This window comes from Sutcliffiella horikoshii, assembly GCF_044809035.1.
GTDB classification, from domain to species: domain Bacteria; phylum Bacillota; class Bacilli; order Bacillales; family Bacillaceae_I; genus Sutcliffiella_A; species Sutcliffiella_A horikoshii_G.
The window spans coordinates 2,728,322-2,749,992 of sequence record NZ_CP085237.1; the positions used below are offsets into that span (position 1 = coordinate 2,728,322).

Sequence of the window (21,671 nt, forward strand, 5' to 3'; positions counted from 1 at the left end):
TAGGTTGGTGACGAGCGACATGAAAAAATTGAATTGTTACTCTTTAAATGATAAGCCCACGTCTTCTAATGAAGTTCTCATAATTGGTAAGGAAGCTGGTCCAATACCATGCATTTTCAGAATTTCTTTCTCCGTGTACTTAGAGAGCTTTTGTAAACAATCAATCCCTTCGTGTATTAAGGCTCTTCTAGCAGGTGAACTTAGTTTCGTCAGAAAGCCATTATCTGGTTTGTTCTCTTTATCGCAAGTAGGACAACTTGGACAATCACTACTTTTGTAATACTCATGGCCGTTTTCACAAACTCTTAAGCTTCTTTCTGTTTTCATTATTGACCACTCCTAATGATTATGGTGTACCTAATATAACATAGATTTTTCTCGGGATAAGGGGATTTGTAAGTGCCAAGAGCTAAAGGAAAATTGATTATAATAATGCTTCGTTCGTTAATCTCTCCAACTCTTCGTCTATTCTCTTCACATCAATTCTTTCAAAAAGTGGTTTTATACCTTGCAGATTGACAGATATAACTTCTATTTCTTCCCATCTAAGTTTTTGCAATCCCATCATCACTTTAACTTTTTCACTGGATAAAGGTAGAAAAGGATTTAACAACTGAATGAGGTTTGCAATGATGTAGACACAATTAGCCATTGTCTTATCACAAGAAGCTTTGTCTTCTTTAATTTGAATCCAAGGCTTTTGCTCATCAAAGTATTTATTGGCATACCGCACGAATTCAAAAACTTGCTCTAAGGATTTTTTAAATTGACCCGTTTTAATTAACGTGCCAACTTCACTATATAGTCCCCCCACCTTAACCTTGATTCCTGAATCAATCTTCCCTATTGGCGATGTTCCTGCGTAAGATTTCTCGATAAACTTCAATGTTCGATTAACAAAGTTTCCATATGCTCCTAGCAATTCGCTGTTATGACTGTAGATAAATTCGCGCCATGAGAAGTCAGTGTCTCTATTTTCAGGAGCATTAATCGTTAGAAAATAGCGGATAGAGTCTGCATTGTATCTTTCCAACATATCTGGAACCCAAACAGCCCAGTTTTGGCTTGTCGATATCTTTCGTTTTTCAAGTGTTAAATACTCATTGGAGATGATGTGTGTTGGTAGAGCTGGATGATCAATACCCATTAAGATGGAAGGCCAAATGATCGAATGAAAAGGGATGTTGTCTTTTCCATGAATATAATAGGAAGTGGTCTCTTTATTCCAAAAGTCTTCTATCTTTTCATTGTGTTGTCTTGCCCATTCATTACTGGCTGTCAAATAGCCTGCCACCGCTTCAATCCACACATATATTTTCTTCCCTTCAAAACCTGCTATCGGAACCTCAACCCCATTAGGTAAATCGCGAGTAGCTGCTCGATCTGGCACACCATCATTTAGATATCTTTGTGTGAGGCTACTCGCATTCTCTCGCCATCTATTTTCTTTTTTAGCATCTTCCACTAAAGCTTCCAAACGTTTCTGGAACTTACTAAGGGAAAAATAAAAATGCTCGGTTTCTTTTATAGAAGGCTGGTTCCCACATATCTTGCATCTCTTTTCTAATAAATCCAGTGGATCTAGAATGGTAGAACAATGATCACATTGATCTCCTCGTGCTTTCGCGCCGCAATTTGGACATAACCCTTCAACAAAACGATCTGGTAGAAATTGTTGATCTGTCTCACAAAAGGCCTGCTCAATCGAATTCTTGTATAGGTAACCATTTTCTAGAAGCTGTGAAAATATTGCTTGAACGGATTTATGATGGTGTTCTGCATCTGTTCGTGTATACAAATCATAGGTAAAACCTAGCTTTCGGAAACTCTCCGAAAATTCTTGATGATAGCGATTGGCTATTGCTTCCGTTGTAGTATTTTCATGATTGGCTCTTATGGAAATCGGCGTCCCATTGCAGTCACTTCCTGAAACATATAAAACCTTTTCTCCTCTTTGTCGGTAATACCTTGCTAAAATATCTCCAGGTAATAATGCTGCCACATGCCCTAGGTGTAAGGAACCATTTGCATAAGGCCATGCGCCACCAATAAAAATAGTCATCTTCTTATCCTCCTAAACATAAATAAAAAAACCCCGCCCATAGACAAAATAATTGTCTAAGGACGAGGTTTATCTCGTGTTACCACCTTAATTTACTAGTAATTCGCATTACTAGCCTCCATAAGTACGGAGTGAAAGAAAGGCTCACTCTTATACTCTGACATTTGTAACGAGTGCCAAATCTCGTCAAAGTCTATTTCTACATTAGAAAGTCGTCTTTGCTGCTCCAAGGCCATTTTCAATCAACTATTCTCTGCTTCTTTTCAGCTACCGAAGCTCTCTGTAAGAAAATGAAGGCTGATTTACTTTCCTTATCATAGCGTTTCATATTTATTTTTTCCTTATTATGACACACAGGACAGAATTGTAAAAGATATTTTCGGATATCCATTGTAAAATAATTATATCCATCGTAAAGACACTTATATCAATTGTAAAAACAATTTATCCATTATAAAAAAGATATATCCATGTTTACATCAACTTTATCCATTATAGCTAAATTTTAGACTTGCGTTCCACCTTATTTCCCACAAGCAAACGCCAAAACTACTGGTATCCGCTGCCTTCTAACAAATTCTTCTTCACTAGCAAAATGTTCTCGTTTTGGTGTTCCTTCGCGTAAATCTTGAACAGTAAAACCAGCTTGTCTAAGTGCTGTGAAATATTGTTCGATTGTGCGATGATACTTAACCACCACTTGATTAATCCAAGGCTCTTTCCTTTCACCATCACGGAAGTAATCATCCACAATCCAACTCCCACGCTTATCTCCAGCTTCCTTACTGGCAAAAGATGAAGTTGTAAGCGGATGTTGAATGCTGAATACAAATCTCCCATCCTCTTTCAGGGTTTGATAAACATTTTGAAACAGGCGGTCAATGTCTGATACGTAATGAATAGCGAAACGAGAGGTTACGAGATCATAAGACTCGCTAGGAAAATCATACGATTCCATTGTTTCATTATGTATAGTGGCATCCAGTTCAAGTAAGTTAGAGCGAGCTGCTTCTATCATTTGTTCAGAACCTTCGACTCCAGTGTAGTGACCTGCACCTAGGTGTAATAGTTCTTTTCCAAACGAGGCATCCCCACACCCTAAATCTAAAATGGTCTTGTTTTGAATGTCCCCTACTAGCTCGTTCATAATGGGACCTTCAATTGCATTATTGGGACTGTCTTCTCTATTTCTTCTTTTCATATAATTTGTAAAAAAATCCGCCTGATCGTAAACACTAGCTCCTCTGAATTCCATTAAAACATCTCCCTTTTTCAATAACAATCTCTACCTATGCCCATCTTTCCTCGCTTGAATATATCCATAATACGCACAAGTCCCATTCTTGGCTAAGTCTTTCACCTCAAAACTGCACTTCTCATAGAAACGGAAATTATTAGCAGAGGTATGGGCAAACCAATCACCGTGAGGAAGTTTTTGAACACACAGTTCTACTATTTTCTTCCCGATACCTTTCCCGCGATATTCGGATAAAACAACTAAATCCACTATGTTAGCAACCATTATTTGGTCTGAGATTACTCTAACCATCCCAATCATCTTGTTCTGATCCCAGACTGTAAATGCCCAAGTTGAATTTTTGAAAATAAGCGAGAACTTCTCTTTTTGCCAAGACGGTGTATTCCTCGCCCAACCTGCATCTTCAAACAAAGCTTCCACATATTCAGCAGGAACGCCTTCTGTTCCTTCTCTTATTACTAAACCATTGAAAAATTGGTACATATTTATCCCCCTTCAACAAAAAACTTATAAACAATTAACGATTCCCCTGGCTTACTTCTTGATACCAATTATTTCAAATTCTGAATCTATACACAATATAAATTTCATAAAAAAAGCTTCCCCTTATTCGGATAAGCTTCCACAGGTATAATTTATTTTCTAGTTAACGGAAATAAAACACAGTCCTTAATCGTTTCACAATCGGTTAATACCATTAATAATCGCTCAATCCCAAACCCCCAGCCGGAAATTGGCGGCATCCCATACTCCATCGCCAATAAGTAATCTTCATCCATTTCCATGGCTTCCGTATCACCGCCACTTTTCAACATGGCTTGGGCCTCTAATCGTTTCCTCTGTTCAACAGGGTCGACTAATTCCGAATAGGCATTGATGATTTCAGCACCATTTACTACTAACTGAAAACGATCTGTTATTGCTTGGTTGTCATCATTTGCTCTGGCTAATGGTGATAAATCTATTGGGTGGTTAACTAGAAATGTTGGTTCGATTAATTGTGGACGACACACTTTTTTGTATAGAAGGTCAATAAATTTCCCTTTCCCTAAAGTTTTAATATCCTCTCCTTCTAAATAAATATTCCTTCGTTTTGTTTCTTCATATAAGCTTTTCACATCTGGATACAAATCAATATCAATGCCTGTATCCTTTAAAATTAATTCTCTAAACGACACTACGTTCCATTCCAATGAAAAATCAATGGATTGTCCTTTTATACTAATAACTGTTGAATCAAATGTTTGCTTAAGAACATAGACAACCATTTCCCGCATGAGTTGCATCGTATCTTCATAGTTCCAATATGCTGCATAGCCTTCCACCATGGTGAACTCTTGGAGATGTTGAGGGCTGATTCCTTCATTTCTAAAGCATTTGGCAAATTCGAATACTTTTGTAAAGCCCCCTACTATTAGCCTTTTTAAATAAGTCTCTGGAGCAATACGTAGATTCAGTTCCATATCCAGCGAGTTATGATACGTTTTAAACGGGCGTGCTAAAGCACCAGAGGAAGTATGTTGCAATACAGGTGTTTCCACCTCCAAGAAATCTTTTTCTTCTAAAAATCTACGAACGGCACGCACTAATTTTGTTCGCATCAACATACGGTTTTGGGTTTCTTTTGTCATCATCAAATCAATATATCGTTGTCTATAACGTGTATCAGTATTCGTTAAACCATGCCATTTTTCCGGTAGTGTGTGTAACGCTTTCCCGAGCAGCACGTAGTTTTCGATACGAAGCGTTTTTTCATTTGTTTTCGTGGAATACATCTTTCCTTCTACACCAATGAAATCACCTATATCGAAATAGTTTAGGAAATCACTCATCGCCTGCTCCCCAACCTCGTCTTTTTTCAGAAGAAGTTGCAACTTACCTTGTATGTTGGAAATGGTGATGAAACTGAATTTACTAAACTGACGGATCCCCATGATTCTTCCAGCTACCCGAACCCCAGATGTCCCATCCTCAAGTGAAGACGCTTCGTATAGCTCGTAATTTGTCTGGTACTTGTCAGGATATACTGTAACCCCCTGTGACTTTAAAGCCTAATTTTTCCATTCTAAGGGCTGTTTGTTCTTGACTCATTTTTTATCAACTCCCATTTTATTTTTGTAGCCTATACTAGTTTTCTAAAAAACAAAAAAACTCCCACCCCCAAGATTATTCATCTTGAGGACGAGAGTTTGTTAACTTCGTGGTACCACCCCAGTTTGCTGACATGTTGCCATATCAACCTCTTCGGGTACTTCAGTTTTCAGCAAAGAATTATACCCTATCTCTATAACGGGAGATCCCGTCGCAGTATCACTAAGAAATCTTAGATCCGTGCAAAGGCTCCGAGGCTTTTTTCATTAAGATCATTATTGCTTCTTCTCACCTACCGAAGCTCTCTGGAAATCATATATCTTAATTACTCTTCTCTTCACAGCCGTATATTCCGTATGTTTTTTAGAATATTAGCACAAATAAATCTTTTAGGCAATGTCCTACCACTAAATTATTACACTATTTTGATTGAAATAGAGGAAATGATTAAGTTCTTTAGAATTTATTAGAGATGACGAAGAAAAAAGGAGTAATGGAAGAGTGATTGATCAAATAATTCCAGCGCTAATTGCTTTTATAGTTGTTGCCATTTTATCCCCGCTATTTATCGCCGCCTTGAGGAAACTTAAATTGATTCAACCAATAAGAAAAGAACTACCTTCCGATCATCAATTAAAGAAAGGTACTCCGTTAATGTTTGGTATTATTCTGTTTGTTGGGATTATACTATCGATTCTTTTTTCGCCTACTCCTTTGATGTACTTCTTGGGTATAACTTATATTCTTTTTAGTTTTATTGGGTTTTTGGACGATTTTTGGAAGGCTTCGCGTCAAGATCCAGGGGGAGTATCAGGCAAGACTAAACTTATTCTTCAATTTTTGTTCACAGGTACATTACTTTATTACGTCATTGTCGAATTAGGCATAGACACCGAAATTAATATTTTCAAAGACATTACCTTGGATTTTCCAATGGTGTTATATGTCATTGTCATTACCTTATTCGTCGTAGGATCTGCAAATGCCATTAATTTCACGGATGGATTAGACGGTCTTTTAGGAGTTGTAGCGATCCCTACATACTTTTTCTTTTTTGTGATTTCAGATAAAACAGAGGTGCAACTTTTTAGTTTAGTTATGATTGGTTGTTTACTTGGCTTTCTCATCTATAATATATACCCTGCAAAGGCATTTATGGGTGATACGGGATCATTAGCTATAGGTGGATCTCTATCCTTTCTTGCCGTCCTCGAGAAGGTCGAAATTCTAATTCCGATTTTGTTCTTTATATATTTTGCCGAGCAACTGTCTGTTATTTTACAGGTTTCCTCATTTAAACTTACGCATAAACGCATCTTCAGAATGACACCAATTCACTATCATTTCGGCTTAAAATATGGCTGGTCCGAAACGACTATTGTCACGGTATTTGGATTTATTTCTTGGATTTGCGTTTTTATTTGTTTAGCTTATTGGAGATTTCTTCTATATCCATAAATGAACTTATAATTATTCCGATGATGATGAGAGGTAACCAGGCAATGCACAATGCAACGCAGAAATACCAAGGGCAAAAGTCTGCCACAAGGTAAATGAAAGCACCAAGCAATACCCCGATGATCACATAAATGATGAGGATTTCCATACTGGTCAGCGAACTCCTTTTTAGTAGTATAAAAAGGTGTACTTGCAGGGGTTCTTCCATTAGGCAAAAAAATAAATCCAGCCTTCTTTGCGGCTGGATTCTTTTACCCACTCAAATTACTTATGATATGGAACATACCCCGACTTTTCTACAAGCAATTGGCCTTCTTCCGATTTGATCCATTCTAAAAATGATTCAAGATTAGGATTTGTTGCACTGGAAAGATGCACGGCATAAAACGGACTGACAAACGGGTAGGTATCCTTTTGTATAGATTCGATGGAAGGTGCCACTCCCTCCACCTTTAAGTGCTTAATTTTATTGTTTTGCACCATCGTTTCCGAGAAAAAACGGAACGAGAAACCAATGGCATTTTTCCTATTTTCATAGTCTAAGGTTTCTTCAATGATTCCCCCCATACCAGATACTCGCTGGTCACTTGGCGGGTCCATTAATCGTTTGGTTCCCATTACTTTTCTAAGCATCTGCTGACTGCCACTGTCTTCTGGTCGCTGAAACGCTAGGATTGGCTCATCGTTTCCTCCAAGTTCTTCCCAATTCGTGACTTCACCGGAGTAGATGTTTTGAATATCCTCCACAGTAAGATTAGTAACAGGATTATCTTTATGTACAAAAAAAACAAATGCTTCTTTTCCAACCGGTGTTAACACCAGCTCGACTTCTCTTGCCATTGCTTGAGACTGGATAGAGCTTGGTGGCTCTGGAACAAAAATCAGCTCTCTTTCTTCTTTAAGGAGACCTGCCCAAGCACCTGAGGTCTGGGTGGATTGCACTTCACTCATAGTAGAATCATACGTGTCTTTAGGATAAACTGCCTGAGCGAAGGAAGCAAACACAGGGTATAATGCTGTTGAACCATCTAGCTTTAAAAGAGGTTTCTCTAGCTGCATGGATGCTTCTTTACCCAAATCGGCAACACGATCATTATTTTGGAATGGCTCATATTGGGTTAAATCAACATCCTGGGTACTCATAATTTTCAGAGAATGTTGATACCAAGCTCTCCCGCCTTCCACTGTGGCAAAAAGCACAAATATACTAATTGAGCATATAAACGTGTACTTCACGGCCTTTTTAACAAACTGTCCCCACACCCCTAAATTTACGAAAATGAGCAGTGTGAGCACAAATGCAGCTGATACAAGGCCATATAGATCCTTGCCAGTGGAGATTAATAAAATGATTGTTCCATAAAACCCAAAATATAAAATAGCAATTGACATGATAAGCGATCCAAGAACTCTCATAGTTTTCCCCTTTGTAAAAATGTTTTAGTTAAACTCCCCTTTAGGGTAATTTTACACTAAAACAGTAAAAGTATCCATATTATTTAGAATATTACCTGAATTATTTATATTTAATTCAACAGGCATGGTTTATGTCTTGATAATGATGTCCGCATTATTTAATGGGCTAAAGGTATTCGTGTAATATTCTTCAGCCTTCCAATATCTCTTTTTAAATTTTTCCCGATTAAGTTTTGTTGCTTCTGATTCACTCGCGAATCTTTTTTCACGAGGACAATCCAAAAATAAAATCTGGTTATAACAGTCTTTCCATTCATGACGTTGAAGAAAAACACCTTCAATAATAAATAACCCGACTTTCGGTAACTTTATTGTTCTAGTTTCATAGCAGTCAGTTGCATTATTATAGTATGGTAATTCAACATGATTACAGTCTCTATGTTTTTCAAAGAAGTTGTTTCTTAACCATTCAACATCCCACTGGAGATAGAAATACTCATACCACTCTTCAAATCCCGTATTATAACGTTGACTTCTATTAACGATGTAATCATCAATATGAAAGATAAAGAATTCAGTATCTTCTTTTTTTAAGTGTTTACTTAAATGTTCTACAAAGGTTGTTTTTCCAGAACGACTTAGTCCATCAATTGCTAATATGTATCTTTGGTCAGATTTAGCTAATGAGATTAGGTTTGAAATATCATAATCATAAATCAACATGGTTACCCTTTCCGATACTATATGTTTTGTATATCATTTTACTTCCTATAATGTAGATTTCTTACTAACTGCGGGATTGCTTCGTTAATATAATCAACCATCTCAGATATCTTCACCAAATAAACTCCATCCTTATCCGGAGGAGGCACAGTTATAGAGCTTTCATCATCTTTATATATCTCATTAAAGAGATAAATCTTCTCATTATATTCTTGCTGTATGTAATTCTTATGTTCTTTTCCCATTCCGATAATTACATCAAACTCATCTATAAATCTCCGATTAAATTGCGTTCTATTAAATCCATCCGTACTAATGTTTAATTGTCTCATCCTATCAAAATGAATAGAGGAAAACGCACTCAAATCGCTATCTGCTTTAAAGCCTGCTGATGCAACGTCAATATTGGTTATATTGTTTTGTTTTAAAAAATGCTTCATACAAAATTCAGCTGTAACACTTCTTGTGAAGTTATCCGTACACAGGAACAAAACTTTCAAGTAGTGCCCCCCTCTCTACATCTTAATTAAAATCTTTCCTTCATAGTTGCGACTCTCGATTAGTTTGTGTGCTTGAGCTGCATCCTTTAAATCAAACACCTGGGCAATAGGAAGCGTAATCTTTTCTGAAGCAAAAAATTCTAAGACTTTCTCTGCTACATCAGCTAATCTTTCCGGATCATGTTTTCTCGTTGTACCTAAGCTAAACCCTTTGATGTTTCTACAACTGCTATGAACATCACTTGTTTTAAAGCTTCCTGGTTTGCCACTACTATTCCCAAATTGAACAAGAGTGCCATATAAGGCTAAACACTCTAGGCTCTTACTTGTAACCTCACCAGCAACTGAATCAAAGATGACATTAGCTCCTAAATTACTGGTTAACTTTAAAACTTCCTCTACAAACGTTTCATAGGTACACACAACGTCTGCACCTAGATTTTTCACGTAACCTTCTTTATTAAGATTTCCAACTGTTCCGATAATTTTCTTTACACCAGCTAGCTTGGCTAATTGTACTAGCATGGACCCTACCCCGCCTGCAGCACTATGTATCACGATGGTATCAGTTGTTCCTACTTGTCCAATTTCATGAATTAGTAGATAGGCTAAAATAGATACGGTTGGTGCTGTTGCAGCTTGCTTGAAAGAAAGACTGTCTGGGATTCTAAAAACCAATTGTTCATTTGCTACAACATACTCTGCATATGAACCACCTTTTGGGAATGCTATTACCCGATCCCCAACTGAGAATAGTGAATCATCCGTAACTTCTTCAATCGTTCCAGCAACGTCCAATCCAAGTGTGAATGGAAACTTACCTTTCCCCTTATTCCCTATGCGTTTTTTTATATCTCCATAATTTACACTCGTATATTCTGCTTTTATTAAAACTTCTTTTTCACGAATTTTTGGTATTTCGACCTCAGTATACATGAGAACATCTGCATCACCGAATTCATTTTGAATGACTGCTTTCATCTATTACTCTCCCCTTTAAATTTAATTTGCGTTGCAGCTGATCCAACTCCTCTAAAAATTCAGTGACAGTTTTAATGAATCTGTTATAATCTGGTTTCCATAATTCGTGACCTGAATCTGAGAACTCAACCACGTTCACATTACTCAAATAATTTATGTATTTTTCCGTAGCATTCTCTTTTAATAAGGAGTTGTTTGTCCCACCCTTTATAACTAGAACCGGACACTTTATCCGCTGAAGATCCTCCCATAATCCAACCTCTTTTGAGTCTCTTTGGATGCCTCTAACGACGTGTCGACGATCTTCCTTCATAAATCCCTTTGATAAAACCGTATCAACCCAAGACTCCGGAATAGAAGGATACTTAGCTGGATAATCGCATATAATTATTCCTTTGATATGTTTAGGAGAATTAGAGGCATGTTTAATTGCGTATGGTACACCCATTGAATACGCCATCAAACAATAGCCTTTAAGATGACTTTCATTTATCACTGCTTCGATATCTGAAACGTGATCTTCCAAGCTGTAACCTTCAAGGGGAGCATCACTTTTCCCGTTACCCCTGAGACTGAGTGATAAACAATGTCTAGGTGATAGAATTCTCATTTCATTCTCAAAATGTTCAGCAAAACCTAAAGCTCCAGGAACATATACTAATGGCGTCAGGTCAGGAGAATAATCAGTTGATTCAAGATAATGAATGGATATATCTTTGTTTAAAGTGTAACAATCCTTCACAGACATAATATCTCCCCTTTGTAATATAGAAGTAATTCTACTAGCTGAAGTTTCAGCAAATAAGGTTTGCCCTCTCTCTCCCTAGGTCAATTGTATTTTCCTTATGTTATCTAATGAAATCCCTGCTTCTATATAACTTCTTATAAGTTTCCAATTTTCAAAGCTTTCTTTCCTAAAGGTTTGGAAAAATAAGTGTGCAGAATTTATACTTTTACCTTTAAAAGTCATAGTTGCAGATATAATTACCATTATTTCGTCTGTCCTCAAAGGGATAATAGAAATCTCATTTAGTTCCCACTCTGCATTATTTTCCTTAGCAAAAAGGAATCCTTGTTCCCAACCAATTATCGACTCTTCAAATCCAAAATCAATAATGTCTCCATCTTTAATCTCTCTGGCTTTATAATCCTTTGATATTAACTCCCTCATCCTATCTAAAGAGGAAGAACGCCAAGCATCTAAATATATATCTAGGAACTTTCTAAATGTATTATCCATAATTAAAATCCCTCCCATTTTAATATTCACTATCATTTGTTCTAAATATAATCAAATATCCTGATATCCACAGAATCAAAGTAGCCTAATTTTTCTTTTAAGTCCCAAAGCCTTATTTCTGAGGTTTCTCCATTTTCTATAAATGGTTGTAGCTTTTTCATTTCCGAAAAATAAACTGGATTGAATTTAAATTCTCCACTAATTGCTTTTTGAGATTTTAATAGCCCTTTAAATGTTAGATCACTTACCATTTGACCAGTTTCCTCAAACAGCTCTCTAATCGCACATTCCTTTGGAGTTTCCCTTCCTTCTCTACGTCCAGCCGGTAATTCCCATTGTTCCCGCCATACGTTGTAACACATTAAATATTTACCCTCACATTTAATAACCGCAAATGAACCAGCTAATGGCAGATAATTAACCATATCCTTCTCAGACATCCTAATGAAATCTACAAATTCTCTTCCATTATTCTTTGTTAGATTCAAATAGATTCCTCCAGGTTAATTCAATAATATCTCCATTTTTCTACTCTTTGTAGCCATACCAATTGATTCATAGAATCTAATTGCAGAAGGATTCTTTTCTGATACTCCCAATTCAACACTCTCAACTTTCAAGCTTTTCCCAAAATCAAACACATATTGTAAAAGACTTTTTCCGATACCTTTCTTTCTATGTGTTTTGACAACACATAAACTGTTTATATATAGTATTTTCCTCGCATTCACAAATGAGTTTTCAATTATTTCTTCTTCCTTCATTACAACGCTTCCGACAATTTCAATACCTATGGTTGCCACAAAAATATGCTGTCTCGCATCAGCTAGCTGGCTTTCAAAGAACTCTTGACCTACTGGAATAGAATTCTTTTTGTATAAATCCGGTCTTTCACAAACATGTAATTCATGAACCTGCCTGAATAAGGGTGATAGAGAATCGTAATCACTTTTTGTAGCTTCTCGGATTGATATATCCATATTTACATATTTATCTCCTACCTCTCAATAAATATTGATTAAAACATGTTGTTCCAGGCTAATGCCCTATTAGGGAGCAAGCATTAAACTATGACAATTAAAGTGAATTTACAATTGTCCTGAAAACTCATAGAATGCATTTAGTACATCATCGCCTAAGGGATGCGCAAATTCTTGGGTTTTTAAGGGTAATACACCTTGATTTTCAAGTTCGTTTAAATATCTCTTAAATCCGTTATCAATAGCTTCTATATACTTTACTAAATTAAATTGATATTTATAAATTTCGTCTTTGGGATATTTGGTTATATGTTCAATAAAAAGGATTACACCATCGCTAGAAAATCTATAATAATCCGAATTCCCATGACAATCTAATTCCGCTTCGTTGACTTCTCCTCTATAAATTTGTGCAAGTGTAATTAAGAAATGTGGAATAGCAATAAAACCTACACCCGATTTAAAACTAAACAACTGTGTTCCATCTGAAACGTCAATCTTAATATCGCCGCCTTCGAAACGGATATCAATAGAACATTTATATATAGATTTCATAAATTCCAACCCCATTTTCATTTTATACTTCAACAAAAGTGTAGTTCATTCTAGAAGTGTTTCCGCCCATCTATGAACCACTATTCAAAAATGTCTTCGTTTTCAGCAATCTTTTTTAATTCCTTTGCACGCGAAATAATGAACTTTCTCATATATCTCTCTAAAATCAACTTGTCGGCAGCAACGCCAATAATACCGAATGGTGACTTATATTGAAATTTATCTATCATCATGGTTCCGCCTGCCGCTTCGGTAAATTGATGGGTATGTACAAAGGACTGGAAAGCTCCCTTCACCATAATGTCTACAAATTTATAGGGTGGTTCCATTAATATCACTTCAGCTGTTAACCTTTGCTTAATACCAAAGTGGGTAGCTTCCCAGGTGACTGTATCTCCCTTTTCTAATAAGCCTGCTGTCACTCCACCAACAGCTCTTTCCTTAGTTTTAGAGGTTGTTTGAATATGGATATCTACGTTCCTTGCTAGATCAAAACATTTTTGAATAGGTGCTTTAATAAATTGTTGATGCTCAATCAGAGGCATTAAACCTTCTCCTTTTCACAAGTACTCACTAACATTATAATTTTATTTTATGTTTTTAATTCTTTTTAGAATCTCTGAAACACACACTGCTATACTCGCATTTAACATTATTAATATAGAACCTACCATTGTGGTACTTTCAGAATCAGAAAAAAAAATTCATTACAAAAAATATAAAACTAAAGAAAAATACGATAATGCCAAAGACAAATAAAAATCTTTCCATAAACTCACTCCAACTGTTTAATCTTCATCTTTCTTAAAGAGTTTCTAAGAAAAGAAGATAATCTCATTTACTGCCCTTATTTTGTATAGAATTTACTTCCCTGTAGTAATAGCAGTTTCACTGATAATTGAACTTAGTTTTAAACGTCCCATCCACTTTTCCGATTCACTTAGACTTCTCGAAATTCCGTTTATTTCTTCGTGGTATTCTAAACCTTCAACAGGAGCGTAACCGATTTCTAGTTTTGCGATTCTATGTACAATCATTGCCCATTCGGCATCCGTCATTTTTTCTTTAGAATAGTCATTTATATATTCTGCACTTTCTCTAGAAAATAAGCAGGAACCAGCTGTTATATCAACGTTCATACCCAACTCAAGAGAACAAATTTTATTTGTAATTTTTTCTGTTTCAATCCATTCCTCCGGATGTGTTTTCATGGCTCTTTCTGAACGCCCCAAAATAAGATAGTCACAACTCGGTAGTTTTGAGGTCAATAATTTCAGCCCATCAATATGGTATGCTCCCCAAGTTAGAAGTCTGTCGAGGTCGCAATAATGATAATAATCACTATGCCCCGTGAGTCCCAAACTGAGCGCTTCTCTTCTTGCTGCAGCTGCTCCTTTTTTAGGAATTACTTTTACATTAAATTTACTTTTTTGAATTTGTTCCAATAGTGTATTAGACGATTCATCACTTATAGTTACATAAAGCTCTGAATAGATGTCCTCAAATTCTTTTTGTAATTCTTTAAACAGCTTAATATTTTTGCCTGTTGGGTCATGTGTAACTGTTAGGAGTGCTATATTTGGCAATATATTCACCTCAAATTTATTAATTTAGTGGCCCATTCATTTTATAAAATGCCCTTCCCCACCCTCACATACCCTCTGCAAAAAAGCGTGTTCTTTGGTTTAAGTGCAATGAGAACTGAATTGATGATATCTGAGGCAGAAATCAACGTGTTGAACCAACTTATGAATAATAAGATTAATTTCAAATCTCCTGAAACATAGAACGATAGAATGGCAGGCACAACTGATAATACAACAAAAGGCAAGCTCATAAAGACCCAAAATCTAGCTTTAGAGAGGATGGCATTTGTATTGATCCAAAAAAAAATACCGCTAAAAGTTAGGCTTATATCACCTTTTTGCTTTATGACCAAAATGTGTAAACATTCATGAAGAATGAAGACTAAGATACCAATTAAGATGAGTCCAAAAATATGTATACTTAAGAATCTTATGCTGAATATAGATGGTATGAATACAAGGATTAGCTAAAGAAGGTATACAAACTTCATATAATGTTCTCGGTACCAAATATTTTGTATAAAAGGAGTCCATTCTGCCGAATCTAAACCCTCCTGTGATAAGTGGCGAAACCACAGTATCATAGCCATTCACCCTCCTCGCAGCATTATTAAATTAAATGATCATTAGCATTGTTTAATCTTAATTATTTTTTCTTTATTCTGAATATAGATCTGTTGCAATGTTGAGTGGATATTATTCAAACTTAAAAAGATAAACGATAACATAATAAAAGTTACAATTTCACCTGTAAAAAAAGACACTATCCCAATAATTATAAAGTAAATTCTATACCACCAATTCATTTAATAGCTCCTTTCAAGTTAGACGTATTATTCATTTCACTTCATCAACTCTACTAACCTTTTACATAATACCAATTATTTCAAAACACATTGAACATCTCAATCTTTTTTTCAAAAAAATAGACACTTTACCTATTTCAGGTAAGTGCCAACCCTTAGGTTTCCTTGCTAAAAGCAATGTAAATTTAACATTGCGAACTCTTCAAAAGATCTCGGTTTTTTGCCTGTCAAAGCAAAAAAATCATTGGTTATTGCTTTCGCTGTTCCCATTCTTGTCATAAAATATAGAGCAACGGTAACATTTACATACTCCTTATCAAGCCCTCTCTCTTGAATATAATACTTTCTATATTTAAGAAATCCTGGTTTAGCATAAGTAATTGCTCTTCCGGTTACTTTACTTAGAATTTCTGCAACCTGATAATAACTTAAGGCTTCTCCACCTGTAATTGTGTGGGCTGTATTTACATATTTCTTAGGGTTGGTTAATAAGTTTGCTATTGCAAGCCCAATATCCTCAGCATCAATAAAACTTGTCTTACTGTTTCCAGCAGGAATAAAAATCTGATTTAACTCTCTAATTTCAGGGGAATGAATACCTGATATGTTCTGCATAAAGAACCCTGGTCGAACATGGGCATAAGGAATTCCAGATTGTTCGATGTATTTTTCAATCTTATGATGTGGAGGAATTGGATTTTTCTCCACTCCCATTAGGGACAAAAATGATACTAATTTTATCTTGTGTGCTTTCATCGCATCAATAAAAGGATACAAGTCTTCAGGTTTACCAAGGTGGGGAGGTCTCATTAGAAAAACCCTATCTACCTCCTCAAGGCCTATGTTAAATGTTTCTTCATCTGAAAGATCTAACATTACAGGAGTGACCTTTTCTCCAAACATATCTTTCAGTTTTTTAACATTTGTTCCAGCAGCAACCACCTGTTCTCCCCTTCTCAATAGTTCCTGTGTAACATATTGACCTACATTACCGGATGCGCCTATTACTAATACTTTCATCAAATCCCTCTTTTTCAAGTTGGTCAGTCATATCTTCTAGTGGAAACATTATATTTCCCCAAAACTCTTGAAATATAATTCGCGTCCGAATTTTAACTTGATTAAATGAATTTGGCTCAATAAAATTGTATGTTATTTTTTAGAAATACATAAACTACTTTCAAACTTGAATGGGTATGGTGGGTGAATGTGAAAAAGTTAGGATATTCATTAAATGAACGAAAAGACTTTCTCTTAAAGGAATTTCAGTATAATACGGATATTGTATTTCGTACTCTCTCACTTAGGGGTCACGAGATAATGTTGACTTATATAGACAGAATTGTTGATACTACAGCGCTTCAAGAACATATTATTAGGCCGATTCTTCAGCTTCCATTTAAGGAGAATGGGATAGGAGTAACAGAACTATGCGATGTTATTGAAATTGCCAAAATAAAAAGCGAGTCAGATTTTAATAAGGTTATTTCCGCTTTAAATGATGGAAATACAATCATTATGATAGACGGTGAAGAAAAATTTTTGGTTGCGGACACCGCAGACTGGAAAGAGCGAACTCCAACCGTTCCACAGTCTCAGAGGGTGCTAAGAGGACCCCAAATAGGTTTTATTGAACTGGCTAATACAAATATTTCATTAATAAAACGAATCATAAAAAATCAGGATTTAAAAATAGAAGACTTTCAACTGGGGAATCGTACCAATACGAGTATATATTTACTTTATCTAGAAGATAGAGTAGACAAGGACATTTTGGAGGAAATCAAAAAGAAGCTTCAGTCTATTCAGCTTTCATCTATCATAGATGCATCTTATTTAGAGGAACACATGACAAGCGATCAAGTCACCCCCTTTCCTATTATGCTTTCCTCAGAACGACCTGATACAGTTGCAGGTAATTTGTTAGAGGGCAGAGTTGCCATAATTTGCGATGGTTCTCCTGATGTTTTGATTGCACCAGCTGTTTTTATTCAGTTCCTACAGTCTCCGGATGACTATTATGAAAAACCGTTTTTCCAATTCACAAGAATTGTTCGTATCATATCATTTTTCTGTACAATATTTCTCATTCCTTTATACATTGCTTTTACTTTATTTCATCAGGAATTGATCCCAAGTGAACTTCTGATAAGCCTGACTGCACAAAGGCTTGATGTCCCATTACCTGTAGTAATAGAAACGGTTTTATTTATGTTCATTTTCGAAGTGATTTTAGAAAGTTCCATAAGACTTGCAACAGGGATAACATTGGCTTTTGCCATTATAGGAACGATTATTTTAGGGCAATCTGCTGCGGAAGCAGGATTTGTTCAGCTTTCAACGCTGGTAGTTGTCTCTGCTACATATGTATTTAACTTCGCGATCCCTATTCATCCCTTTGCATTTGCTATTAAGCTTATTCGATACATGTTAGTTTTTCTCGCAAGTGTATTCGGTCTTTACGGTGTTATAATAGGCTCTTTTGTACTTGTTAATCATTTTTGCTCTATCAATAGTTTTGGCGTTCCCTATTTGTCACCTTTAACTCCTTTTAACAGCAAGGACCTGAAAGATACCTTCTTCCGATTCCCTTTACGAAAAATAATAGATTCTCCCAAAAAGTATAACAAGGATGACTTAAAATAATAAACAAATAAGTGAGTGATGTATGATGAAGTATCTTTATATGGTGTTCGCCTTGCTCGCTGTAACTTCTGTTTTTTGGGGAGGCGATGACAAATTGGAATTAAATGATAAGGCACTAAGCTTTGTTACTTCCATTGACTATATTGATGAGGAGTTTGTGGTGGGTATCCAACTTATCAATCCTGCAGCTATATCAGGTAAAACACAGCTCCCACACTCACCTTATATAGTATATGAAGCAAGGGGGTCAACCATTGACTCAGCAATCGATCAACTCACTTCGTATGTATCTAGGAATTTAGATATGCGCCACCTAAAAGTAATTGTAGTGGGAATGGATGCAGCAAAGCAAGGTAAGCTCCGTGAAATCATGAACTACGCTTTACGTCGTACAGAAATTCCAGTAGGAGTGGTTATGGTCTTATCTAAAGATACAAATGCTATAGACCTCCTTAATACATACTCCCCCATTGAAGGTTTTACTGCCTTTGATATTTCTAAAACAATGCGAAGGGTAGAAAAGGCCAGTTTGACCACACTAATGGAAGTGAATATAGTTACCATACAGGAAGGAAAAGATTTTACCATCCCATTCATTAGTATTATGGGTGATGTAGAAAAAGGAGGCAGCAAGGAGAATTACGAAACAACCAGTCCTGTACATTTATATTATAGTGGTATTGGTGCATTTAAAAATGAAAAGTTAGTGGTGGAGCTAAGCTATATACAATCGTTGTATTTGGCTCTGCTTGAGAAACATACTTCTGAGCTAACCGTCGTTTCTTCTTGTCCTACAGATGAGAACACATTCACTTACCGAATTTATGATGGAAAAACGAAATCAGAGAATATAAAGCAATCAGAAGGCAATCTTCAGTATAGTTTCAACATTCAAGCTACTGGTGAGATTGTACAATATAATTGTTCACTAACCTTAAACAACCCTAATAATAACAATAAAATCAAAATGGAAATCCAAAAAGAAATCAATGAAAACATTCAGGAGCTATTTGTGCTTTCAAAGGAAAACAATACTGATTTTATGGGACTTGGAAGTTTATTACGGAAAAAAAATAATCATAAATGGGAAGAAATCAAAAAAAATTGGGATGCTGAACTTCAAAAAGCCGAGATAAAGATAACAACAGATCTAGACTTCCAAAACATTGGAAAATACGACGCAACCAGGTGATTAGAATGCCCCAAAAATCTTTAATAGGTGTGCTGGAAATAGCTTTTACCATGTTCTTGTTTTTGACTGGTACTCTACTGACAATAAAAAATGCGCTTGAATTAGAAAATGATTCTTGGAGTGTTCTCCTTGCAGTGGGTGTGGGTGGCATTATTTTATTCTTGCTTTATCATACTTTATGGACCATCAATGGTGATAAGAGCCTATACGAGATATTGCAGCTAAACCTAGGTAGAATTATAGGCAAAGCAGTAGCCATTTTTTACTCGTTGTATTTTATACTTATTTGTTCTAAAGCTTTGACGGATTTTACGAATTATGTTAACAGCAATCTTCTTTATAAGACCCACCCTTTCTTCATAAAGACGAGTATCTTTTTAATACTTATTTACACATATTTAAAAGGAGTGGAAGCATTTTTAAGAAGCTCTTTAATATATGGCGCATGTATTTTACTAATTATTTTATGTATTCCTTTATTTGTCTTGATTAGCGGAGATTTTCATTTTGAATATACTCAGCCCCTCTTCATTGGGGATTTTGAAAAAATATGGGAAGTTGTCCCCTACTTACTCACCTATCCTTTAGGTGAGCTTGTAGCTTTTATGATTCTTTTACCTTTACTCAATAAAGAGGGGAAAAAGAAAATAAGGAAAGGAGCAATAATAGCAATTATCTTATATACCCTGTTCACTAGTTTTACTGCTTTCTTAGCTATTGGGGTACTCCACCCCAAACTCGCCTCTGGTTTTTTCTATCCGTTTATTATGTTAATCCAGGAAGTATCTAACTTTGATTTTATCGAAAGAGCAGATTTGTTAGTAGTTTTTTTTATTCTTTCCACAGCATATTTTAAGTTATCGTTTCTTGCTTATGCTTCAGCTAGACTCATTAAAGATGCATTCCCAGCCAACTCAATGAATATAGGAATCATCATTATTTTTACTACATTGTATTTTTTACCTTCCTATAAAGATGCTGATTTTTTGAATGAATTGATAGAAGGAAAATTAGCCATTTACTTTTTCCATTATTCGTTCCAGATTTATATTCCTCTTTTTCTTCTTCTACTCACGTTTTGGAAAAGACGAAAAAGCGGGATTCTCAAATAATTAAAAAGACACTTACCTTTTGACAGATAAGTGCCTTATAGTTGATATTAATATCACTAGATTGCTTTTTCCCAAAGATTAAGATTACACCAATTCTAGCTGCTAAAAATCGGCGAAATTGTTACTATTGTCAGTATCCTCGAACCACCATCTAAACTGACCGACATCCAAACTATCTAAACAGTCGGTTTATTGAGACTAGAGGATACAGTCACTTCACATCCGATTTGCAACTAACTCATAGCATCTTTCTTCTGTAAGATTTGCTAGCACAGCCACGTATTCCAGGTGTTCTTGGGTGCCACCTTTAAATTTGAGAGATGCTTCCAATGCAGTATCATCTCTATATTTTATCCAGTTCCGTTGTTCTTCCCGTAATTGGTTCATCTCTTCTGACGGCAGTTGGTCATTTAATACACTATAAATCTCATTTAATAATTCATCCCAAAGTTCCCATCTATCATTTTCTACTTTTTTCAAAGCGTAGGTAGATGAATCTGTTGCATTCCATTCTTCCGTTTCTTTTTTAGTATCATCAAATTGTTGGAGATACTTCTCCTGCATACTTGCTTCTATTTCATTAGTGGCAGATTCTTTTTCATTTGCAGCAACATCCACTTCTTCGTTTGTTTCATTCTTGTCTTTCATATCGGTTGCCGTACTGGCATTATCCAAAGGCTTTTCAGTTATGACTTCCTTTGAAGAATCATCATTTGTGTTTTGAGTAGCACCTGACTGATCAGTTGTGGTTCCGCAAGCAGCCAATATAAATAACCATAACGTCAACTTTACCATTATAATTTTTCGTTTGTTTTGCAATTTTAAAGCCTCCATACCTTTTGTCATTCTATTGCGACTTAATAATTTGATCGTTTATTAGTAAAGTAAAAAGATTCAGATAGTTTTAACAACACACATTTTAACATTCTTTACCAATAGAGTGGAATGCATTATTTTTTTAGTCTTCTCTGTAATTGATCTAAGGAAATCTATCGCTATTCATTCACACCTCTATTATAACATAAATATCCATTTTTGTTATTTTGTTAGAAATATATATTCGAA

The 21,671-nt window shown here is 35.7% G+C and carries 21 protein-coding genes, 2 pseudogenes and 2 other annotated features; of the genes and pseudogenes, 4 read left to right on the forward strand and 19 right to left on the reverse strand.

Annotated elements, in window-relative coordinates:
- Nucleotides 1-36 precede the first annotated feature (36 nt).
- From LG307_RS14250 to lysS, 5 genes and pseudogenes are all read right to left on the reverse strand, one after another.
- Nucleotides 37-327, reverse strand: a complete 291-nt coding sequence (locus LG307_RS14250; protein ID WP_404443152.1) for an RNA polymerase alpha subunit C-terminal domain-containing protein — start codon at nucleotides 325-327, stop codon at nucleotides 37-39.
- A gap of 97 nt (nucleotides 328-424) precedes the next feature.
- Nucleotides 425-2,062 carry a methionine--tRNA ligase gene (gene metG, locus LG307_RS14255; RefSeq protein WP_404443155.1) on the reverse strand — a complete coding sequence of 546 codons (1,638 nt, stop codon included), beginning with the start codon at nucleotides 2,060-2,062 and terminating at the stop codon, nucleotides 425-427.
- 55 nt (nucleotides 2,063-2,117) lie between these two features.
- Nucleotides 2,118-2,389: a binding site (T-box leader), on the reverse strand.
- A gap of 196 nt (nucleotides 2,390-2,585) precedes the next feature.
- The gene (locus LG307_RS14260; protein ID WP_404443158.1) at nucleotides 2,586-3,317 is read right to left on the reverse strand and encodes a class I SAM-dependent methyltransferase; all 732 of its coding nucleotides are present in this window, start codon (nucleotides 3,315-3,317) and stop codon (nucleotides 2,586-2,588) included.
- 30 nt (nucleotides 3,318-3,347) lie between these two features.
- Nucleotides 3,348-3,803 carry a GNAT family N-acetyltransferase gene (locus LG307_RS14265; RefSeq protein WP_404443161.1) on the reverse strand — a complete coding sequence of 152 codons (456 nt, stop codon included), beginning with the start codon at nucleotides 3,801-3,803 and terminating at the stop codon, nucleotides 3,348-3,350.
- A 152-nt stretch (nucleotides 3,804-3,955) separates the two neighbouring features.
- Nucleotides 3,956-5,278 (reverse strand): annotated as a pseudogene (lysS, locus tag LG307_RS14270) (lysine--tRNA ligase); the annotation flags it as partial.
- Nucleotides 5,279-5,494: 216 nt separating this feature from the next.
- Nucleotides 5,495-5,761 (reverse strand) — a binding site (T-box leader).
- A gap of 151 nt (nucleotides 5,762-5,912) precedes the next feature.
- Between lysS and mraY the strand changes: the two are divergent.
- The gene (mraY, locus tag LG307_RS14275) at nucleotides 5,913-6,869 is read left to right on the forward strand and encodes a phospho-N-acetylmuramoyl-pentapeptide-transferase (protein WP_404443163.1); all 957 of its coding nucleotides are present in this window, start codon (nucleotides 5,913-5,915) and stop codon (nucleotides 6,867-6,869) included.
- A gap of 264 nt (nucleotides 6,870-7,133) precedes the next feature.
- Here the strand turns inward: mraY and LG307_RS14280 are convergent, their stop codons facing one another.
- From LG307_RS14280 to LG307_RS14340, 13 genes and pseudogenes are all read right to left on the reverse strand, one after another.
- Nucleotides 7,134-8,285: a PstS family phosphate ABC transporter substrate-binding protein gene (locus LG307_RS14280; RefSeq protein WP_404443166.1), complete on the reverse strand. Its 1,152-nt coding sequence runs from the start codon at nucleotides 8,283-8,285 to the stop codon at nucleotides 7,134-7,136.
- A 129-nt stretch (nucleotides 8,286-8,414) separates the two neighbouring features.
- Nucleotides 8,415-9,008 carry a kinase gene (locus LG307_RS14285; protein ID WP_404443169.1) on the reverse strand — a complete coding sequence of 198 codons (594 nt, stop codon included), beginning with the start codon at nucleotides 9,006-9,008 and terminating at the stop codon, nucleotides 8,415-8,417.
- A 38-nt stretch (nucleotides 9,009-9,046) separates the two neighbouring features.
- A complete protein-coding gene (locus LG307_RS14290) occupies nucleotides 9,047-9,508 on the reverse strand; it encodes a hypothetical protein (RefSeq protein WP_404443172.1) in 462 nt (153 codons plus the stop codon).
- Between the two features lie 15 nt (nucleotides 9,509-9,523).
- A complete protein-coding gene (locus LG307_RS14295) occupies nucleotides 9,524-10,489 on the reverse strand; it encodes a zinc-binding alcohol dehydrogenase family protein (protein ID WP_404443175.1) in 966 nt (321 codons plus the stop codon).
- Nucleotides 10,467-11,237 (reverse strand): alpha/beta fold hydrolase, encoded by a 771-nt coding sequence (locus tag LG307_RS14300; RefSeq protein WP_404443177.1) that lies wholly within the window; start codon nucleotides 11,235-11,237, stop codon nucleotides 10,467-10,469. Before LG307_RS14300 ends, LG307_RS14295 begins: the two co-directional genes overlap by 23 nt.
- A gap of 75 nt (nucleotides 11,238-11,312) precedes the next feature.
- Nucleotides 11,313-11,729, reverse strand: a complete 417-nt coding sequence (locus tag LG307_RS14305) for a flavoprotein (protein ID WP_404443179.1) — start codon at nucleotides 11,727-11,729, stop codon at nucleotides 11,313-11,315.
- Between the two features lie 41 nt (nucleotides 11,730-11,770).
- On the reverse strand, nucleotides 11,771-12,217 hold the full coding sequence (locus LG307_RS14310) for an NUDIX domain-containing protein (RefSeq protein WP_404443182.1): 447 nt from the start codon (nucleotides 12,215-12,217) through the stop codon (nucleotides 11,771-11,773).
- A gap of 15 nt (nucleotides 12,218-12,232) precedes the next feature.
- On the reverse strand, nucleotides 12,233-12,709 hold the full coding sequence (locus LG307_RS14315) for a GNAT family N-acetyltransferase (protein WP_404443185.1): 477 nt from the start codon (nucleotides 12,707-12,709) through the stop codon (nucleotides 12,233-12,235).
- A 108-nt stretch (nucleotides 12,710-12,817) separates the two neighbouring features.
- A complete protein-coding gene (locus LG307_RS14320) occupies nucleotides 12,818-13,264 on the reverse strand; it encodes a hypothetical protein (protein WP_404443188.1) in 447 nt (148 codons plus the stop codon).
- 80 nt (nucleotides 13,265-13,344) lie between these two features.
- A complete protein-coding gene (locus tag LG307_RS14325; RefSeq protein ID WP_404443190.1) occupies nucleotides 13,345-13,809 on the reverse strand; it encodes a cell division protein in 465 nt (154 codons plus the stop codon).
- Nucleotides 13,810-14,127: 318 nt separating this feature from the next.
- Nucleotides 14,128-14,850, reverse strand: coding sequence for a hypothetical protein (locus LG307_RS14330; protein WP_404443193.1), 723 nt, complete (start codon nucleotides 14,848-14,850; stop codon nucleotides 14,128-14,130).
- Nucleotides 14,851-14,891: 41 nt separating this feature from the next.
- Nucleotides 14,892-15,440 (reverse strand): annotated as a pseudogene (locus tag LG307_RS14335) (DUF3267 domain-containing protein).
- 384 nt (nucleotides 15,441-15,824) lie between these two features.
- On the reverse strand, nucleotides 15,825-16,676 hold the full coding sequence (locus LG307_RS14340; protein ID WP_404443196.1) for an SDR family oxidoreductase: 852 nt from the start codon (nucleotides 16,674-16,676) through the stop codon (nucleotides 15,825-15,827).
- A gap of 189 nt (nucleotides 16,677-16,865) precedes the next feature.
- Between LG307_RS14340 and LG307_RS14345 the strand changes: the two genes are divergently transcribed.
- Genes LG307_RS14345 through LG307_RS14355 form a run of 3 tightly spaced genes read left to right on the forward strand, consistent with a single transcriptional unit; the run spans nucleotide 16,866 to nucleotide 20,606 of the window.
- Complete coding sequence (locus LG307_RS14345; protein ID WP_404443199.1) at nucleotides 16,866-18,302, forward strand: spore germination protein; 1,437 nt, start codon at nucleotides 16,866-16,868, stop codon at nucleotides 18,300-18,302.
- A gap of 22 nt (nucleotides 18,303-18,324) precedes the next feature.
- On the forward strand, nucleotides 18,325-19,494 hold the full coding sequence (locus LG307_RS14350) for a Ger(x)C family spore germination protein (protein ID WP_404443201.1): 1,170 nt from the start codon (nucleotides 18,325-18,327) through the stop codon (nucleotides 19,492-19,494).
- A 5-nt stretch (nucleotides 19,495-19,499) separates the two neighbouring features.
- Nucleotides 19,500-20,606 carry an endospore germination permease gene (locus tag LG307_RS14355; RefSeq protein WP_404443204.1) on the forward strand — a complete coding sequence of 369 codons (1,107 nt, stop codon included), beginning with the start codon at nucleotides 19,500-19,502 and terminating at the stop codon, nucleotides 20,604-20,606.
- A gap of 216 nt (nucleotides 20,607-20,822) precedes the next feature.
- Here LG307_RS14355 and LG307_RS14360 read toward each other — a convergent pair whose 3' ends face one another.
- The gene (locus LG307_RS14360) at nucleotides 20,823-21,425 is read right to left on the reverse strand and encodes a lysozyme inhibitor LprI family protein (RefSeq protein WP_404443206.1); all 603 of its coding nucleotides are present in this window, start codon (nucleotides 21,423-21,425) and stop codon (nucleotides 20,823-20,825) included.
- Nucleotides 21,426-21,671: the final 246 nt, after the last annotated feature.

What these genes read in the sequence shown, in the direction of transcription:
- LG307_RS14250 (WP_404443152.1), bottom strand. Translation starts at nt 327, where the DNA reads ATGAAAACAGAAAGAAGCTTAAGAGTTTGTGAAAACGGCCATGAGTAT.
- metG (WP_404443155.1), bottom strand. Translation starts at nt 2,062, where the DNA reads ATGACTATTTTTATTGGTGGCGCATGGCCTTATGCAAATGGTTCCTTA.
- LG307_RS14260 (WP_404443158.1), bottom strand. Translation starts at nt 3,317, where the DNA reads ATGGAATTCAGAGGAGCTAGTGTTTACGATCAGGCGGATTTTTTTACA.
- LG307_RS14265 (WP_404443161.1), bottom strand. Translation starts at nt 3,803, where the DNA reads ATGTACCAATTTTTCAATGGTTTAGTAATAAGAGAAGGAACAGAAGGC.
- LG307_RS14280 (WP_404443166.1), bottom strand. Translation starts at nt 8,285, where the DNA reads ATGAGAGTTCTTGGATCGCTTATCATGTCAATTGCTATTTTATATTTT.
- LG307_RS14285 (WP_404443169.1), bottom strand. Translation starts at nt 9,008, where the DNA reads ATGTTGATTTATGATTATGATATTTCAAACCTAATCTCATTAGCTAAA.
- LG307_RS14295 (WP_404443175.1), bottom strand. Translation starts at nt 10,489, where the DNA reads ATGAAAGCAGTCATTCAAAATGAATTCGGTGATGCAGATGTTCTCATG.
- LG307_RS14300 (WP_404443177.1), bottom strand. Translation starts at nt 11,237, where the DNA reads ATGTCTGTGAAGGATTGTTACACTTTAAACAAAGATATATCCATTCAT.
- LG307_RS14305 (WP_404443179.1), bottom strand. Translation starts at nt 11,729, where the DNA reads ATGGATAATACATTTAGAAAGTTCCTAGATATATATTTAGATGCTTGG.
- LG307_RS14315 (WP_404443185.1), bottom strand. Translation starts at nt 12,709, where the DNA reads ATGGATATATCAATCCGAGAAGCTACAAAAAGTGATTACGATTCTCTA.
- LG307_RS14320 (WP_404443188.1), bottom strand. Translation starts at nt 13,264, where the DNA reads ATGAAATCTATATATAAATGTTCTATTGATATCCGTTTCGAAGGCGGC.
- LG307_RS14325 (WP_404443190.1), bottom strand. Translation starts at nt 13,809, where the DNA reads ATGCCTCTGATTGAGCATCAACAATTTATTAAAGCACCTATTCAAAAA.
- LG307_RS14340 (WP_404443196.1), bottom strand. Translation starts at nt 16,676, where the DNA reads ATGAAAGTATTAGTAATAGGCGCATCCGGTAATGTAGGTCAATATGTT.
- LG307_RS14350 (WP_404443201.1), top strand. Translation starts at nt 18,325, where the DNA reads ATGATGAAGTATCTTTATATGGTGTTCGCCTTGCTCGCTGTAACTTCT.
- LG307_RS14355 (WP_404443204.1), top strand. Translation starts at nt 19,500, where the DNA reads ATGCCCCAAAAATCTTTAATAGGTGTGCTGGAAATAGCTTTTACCATG.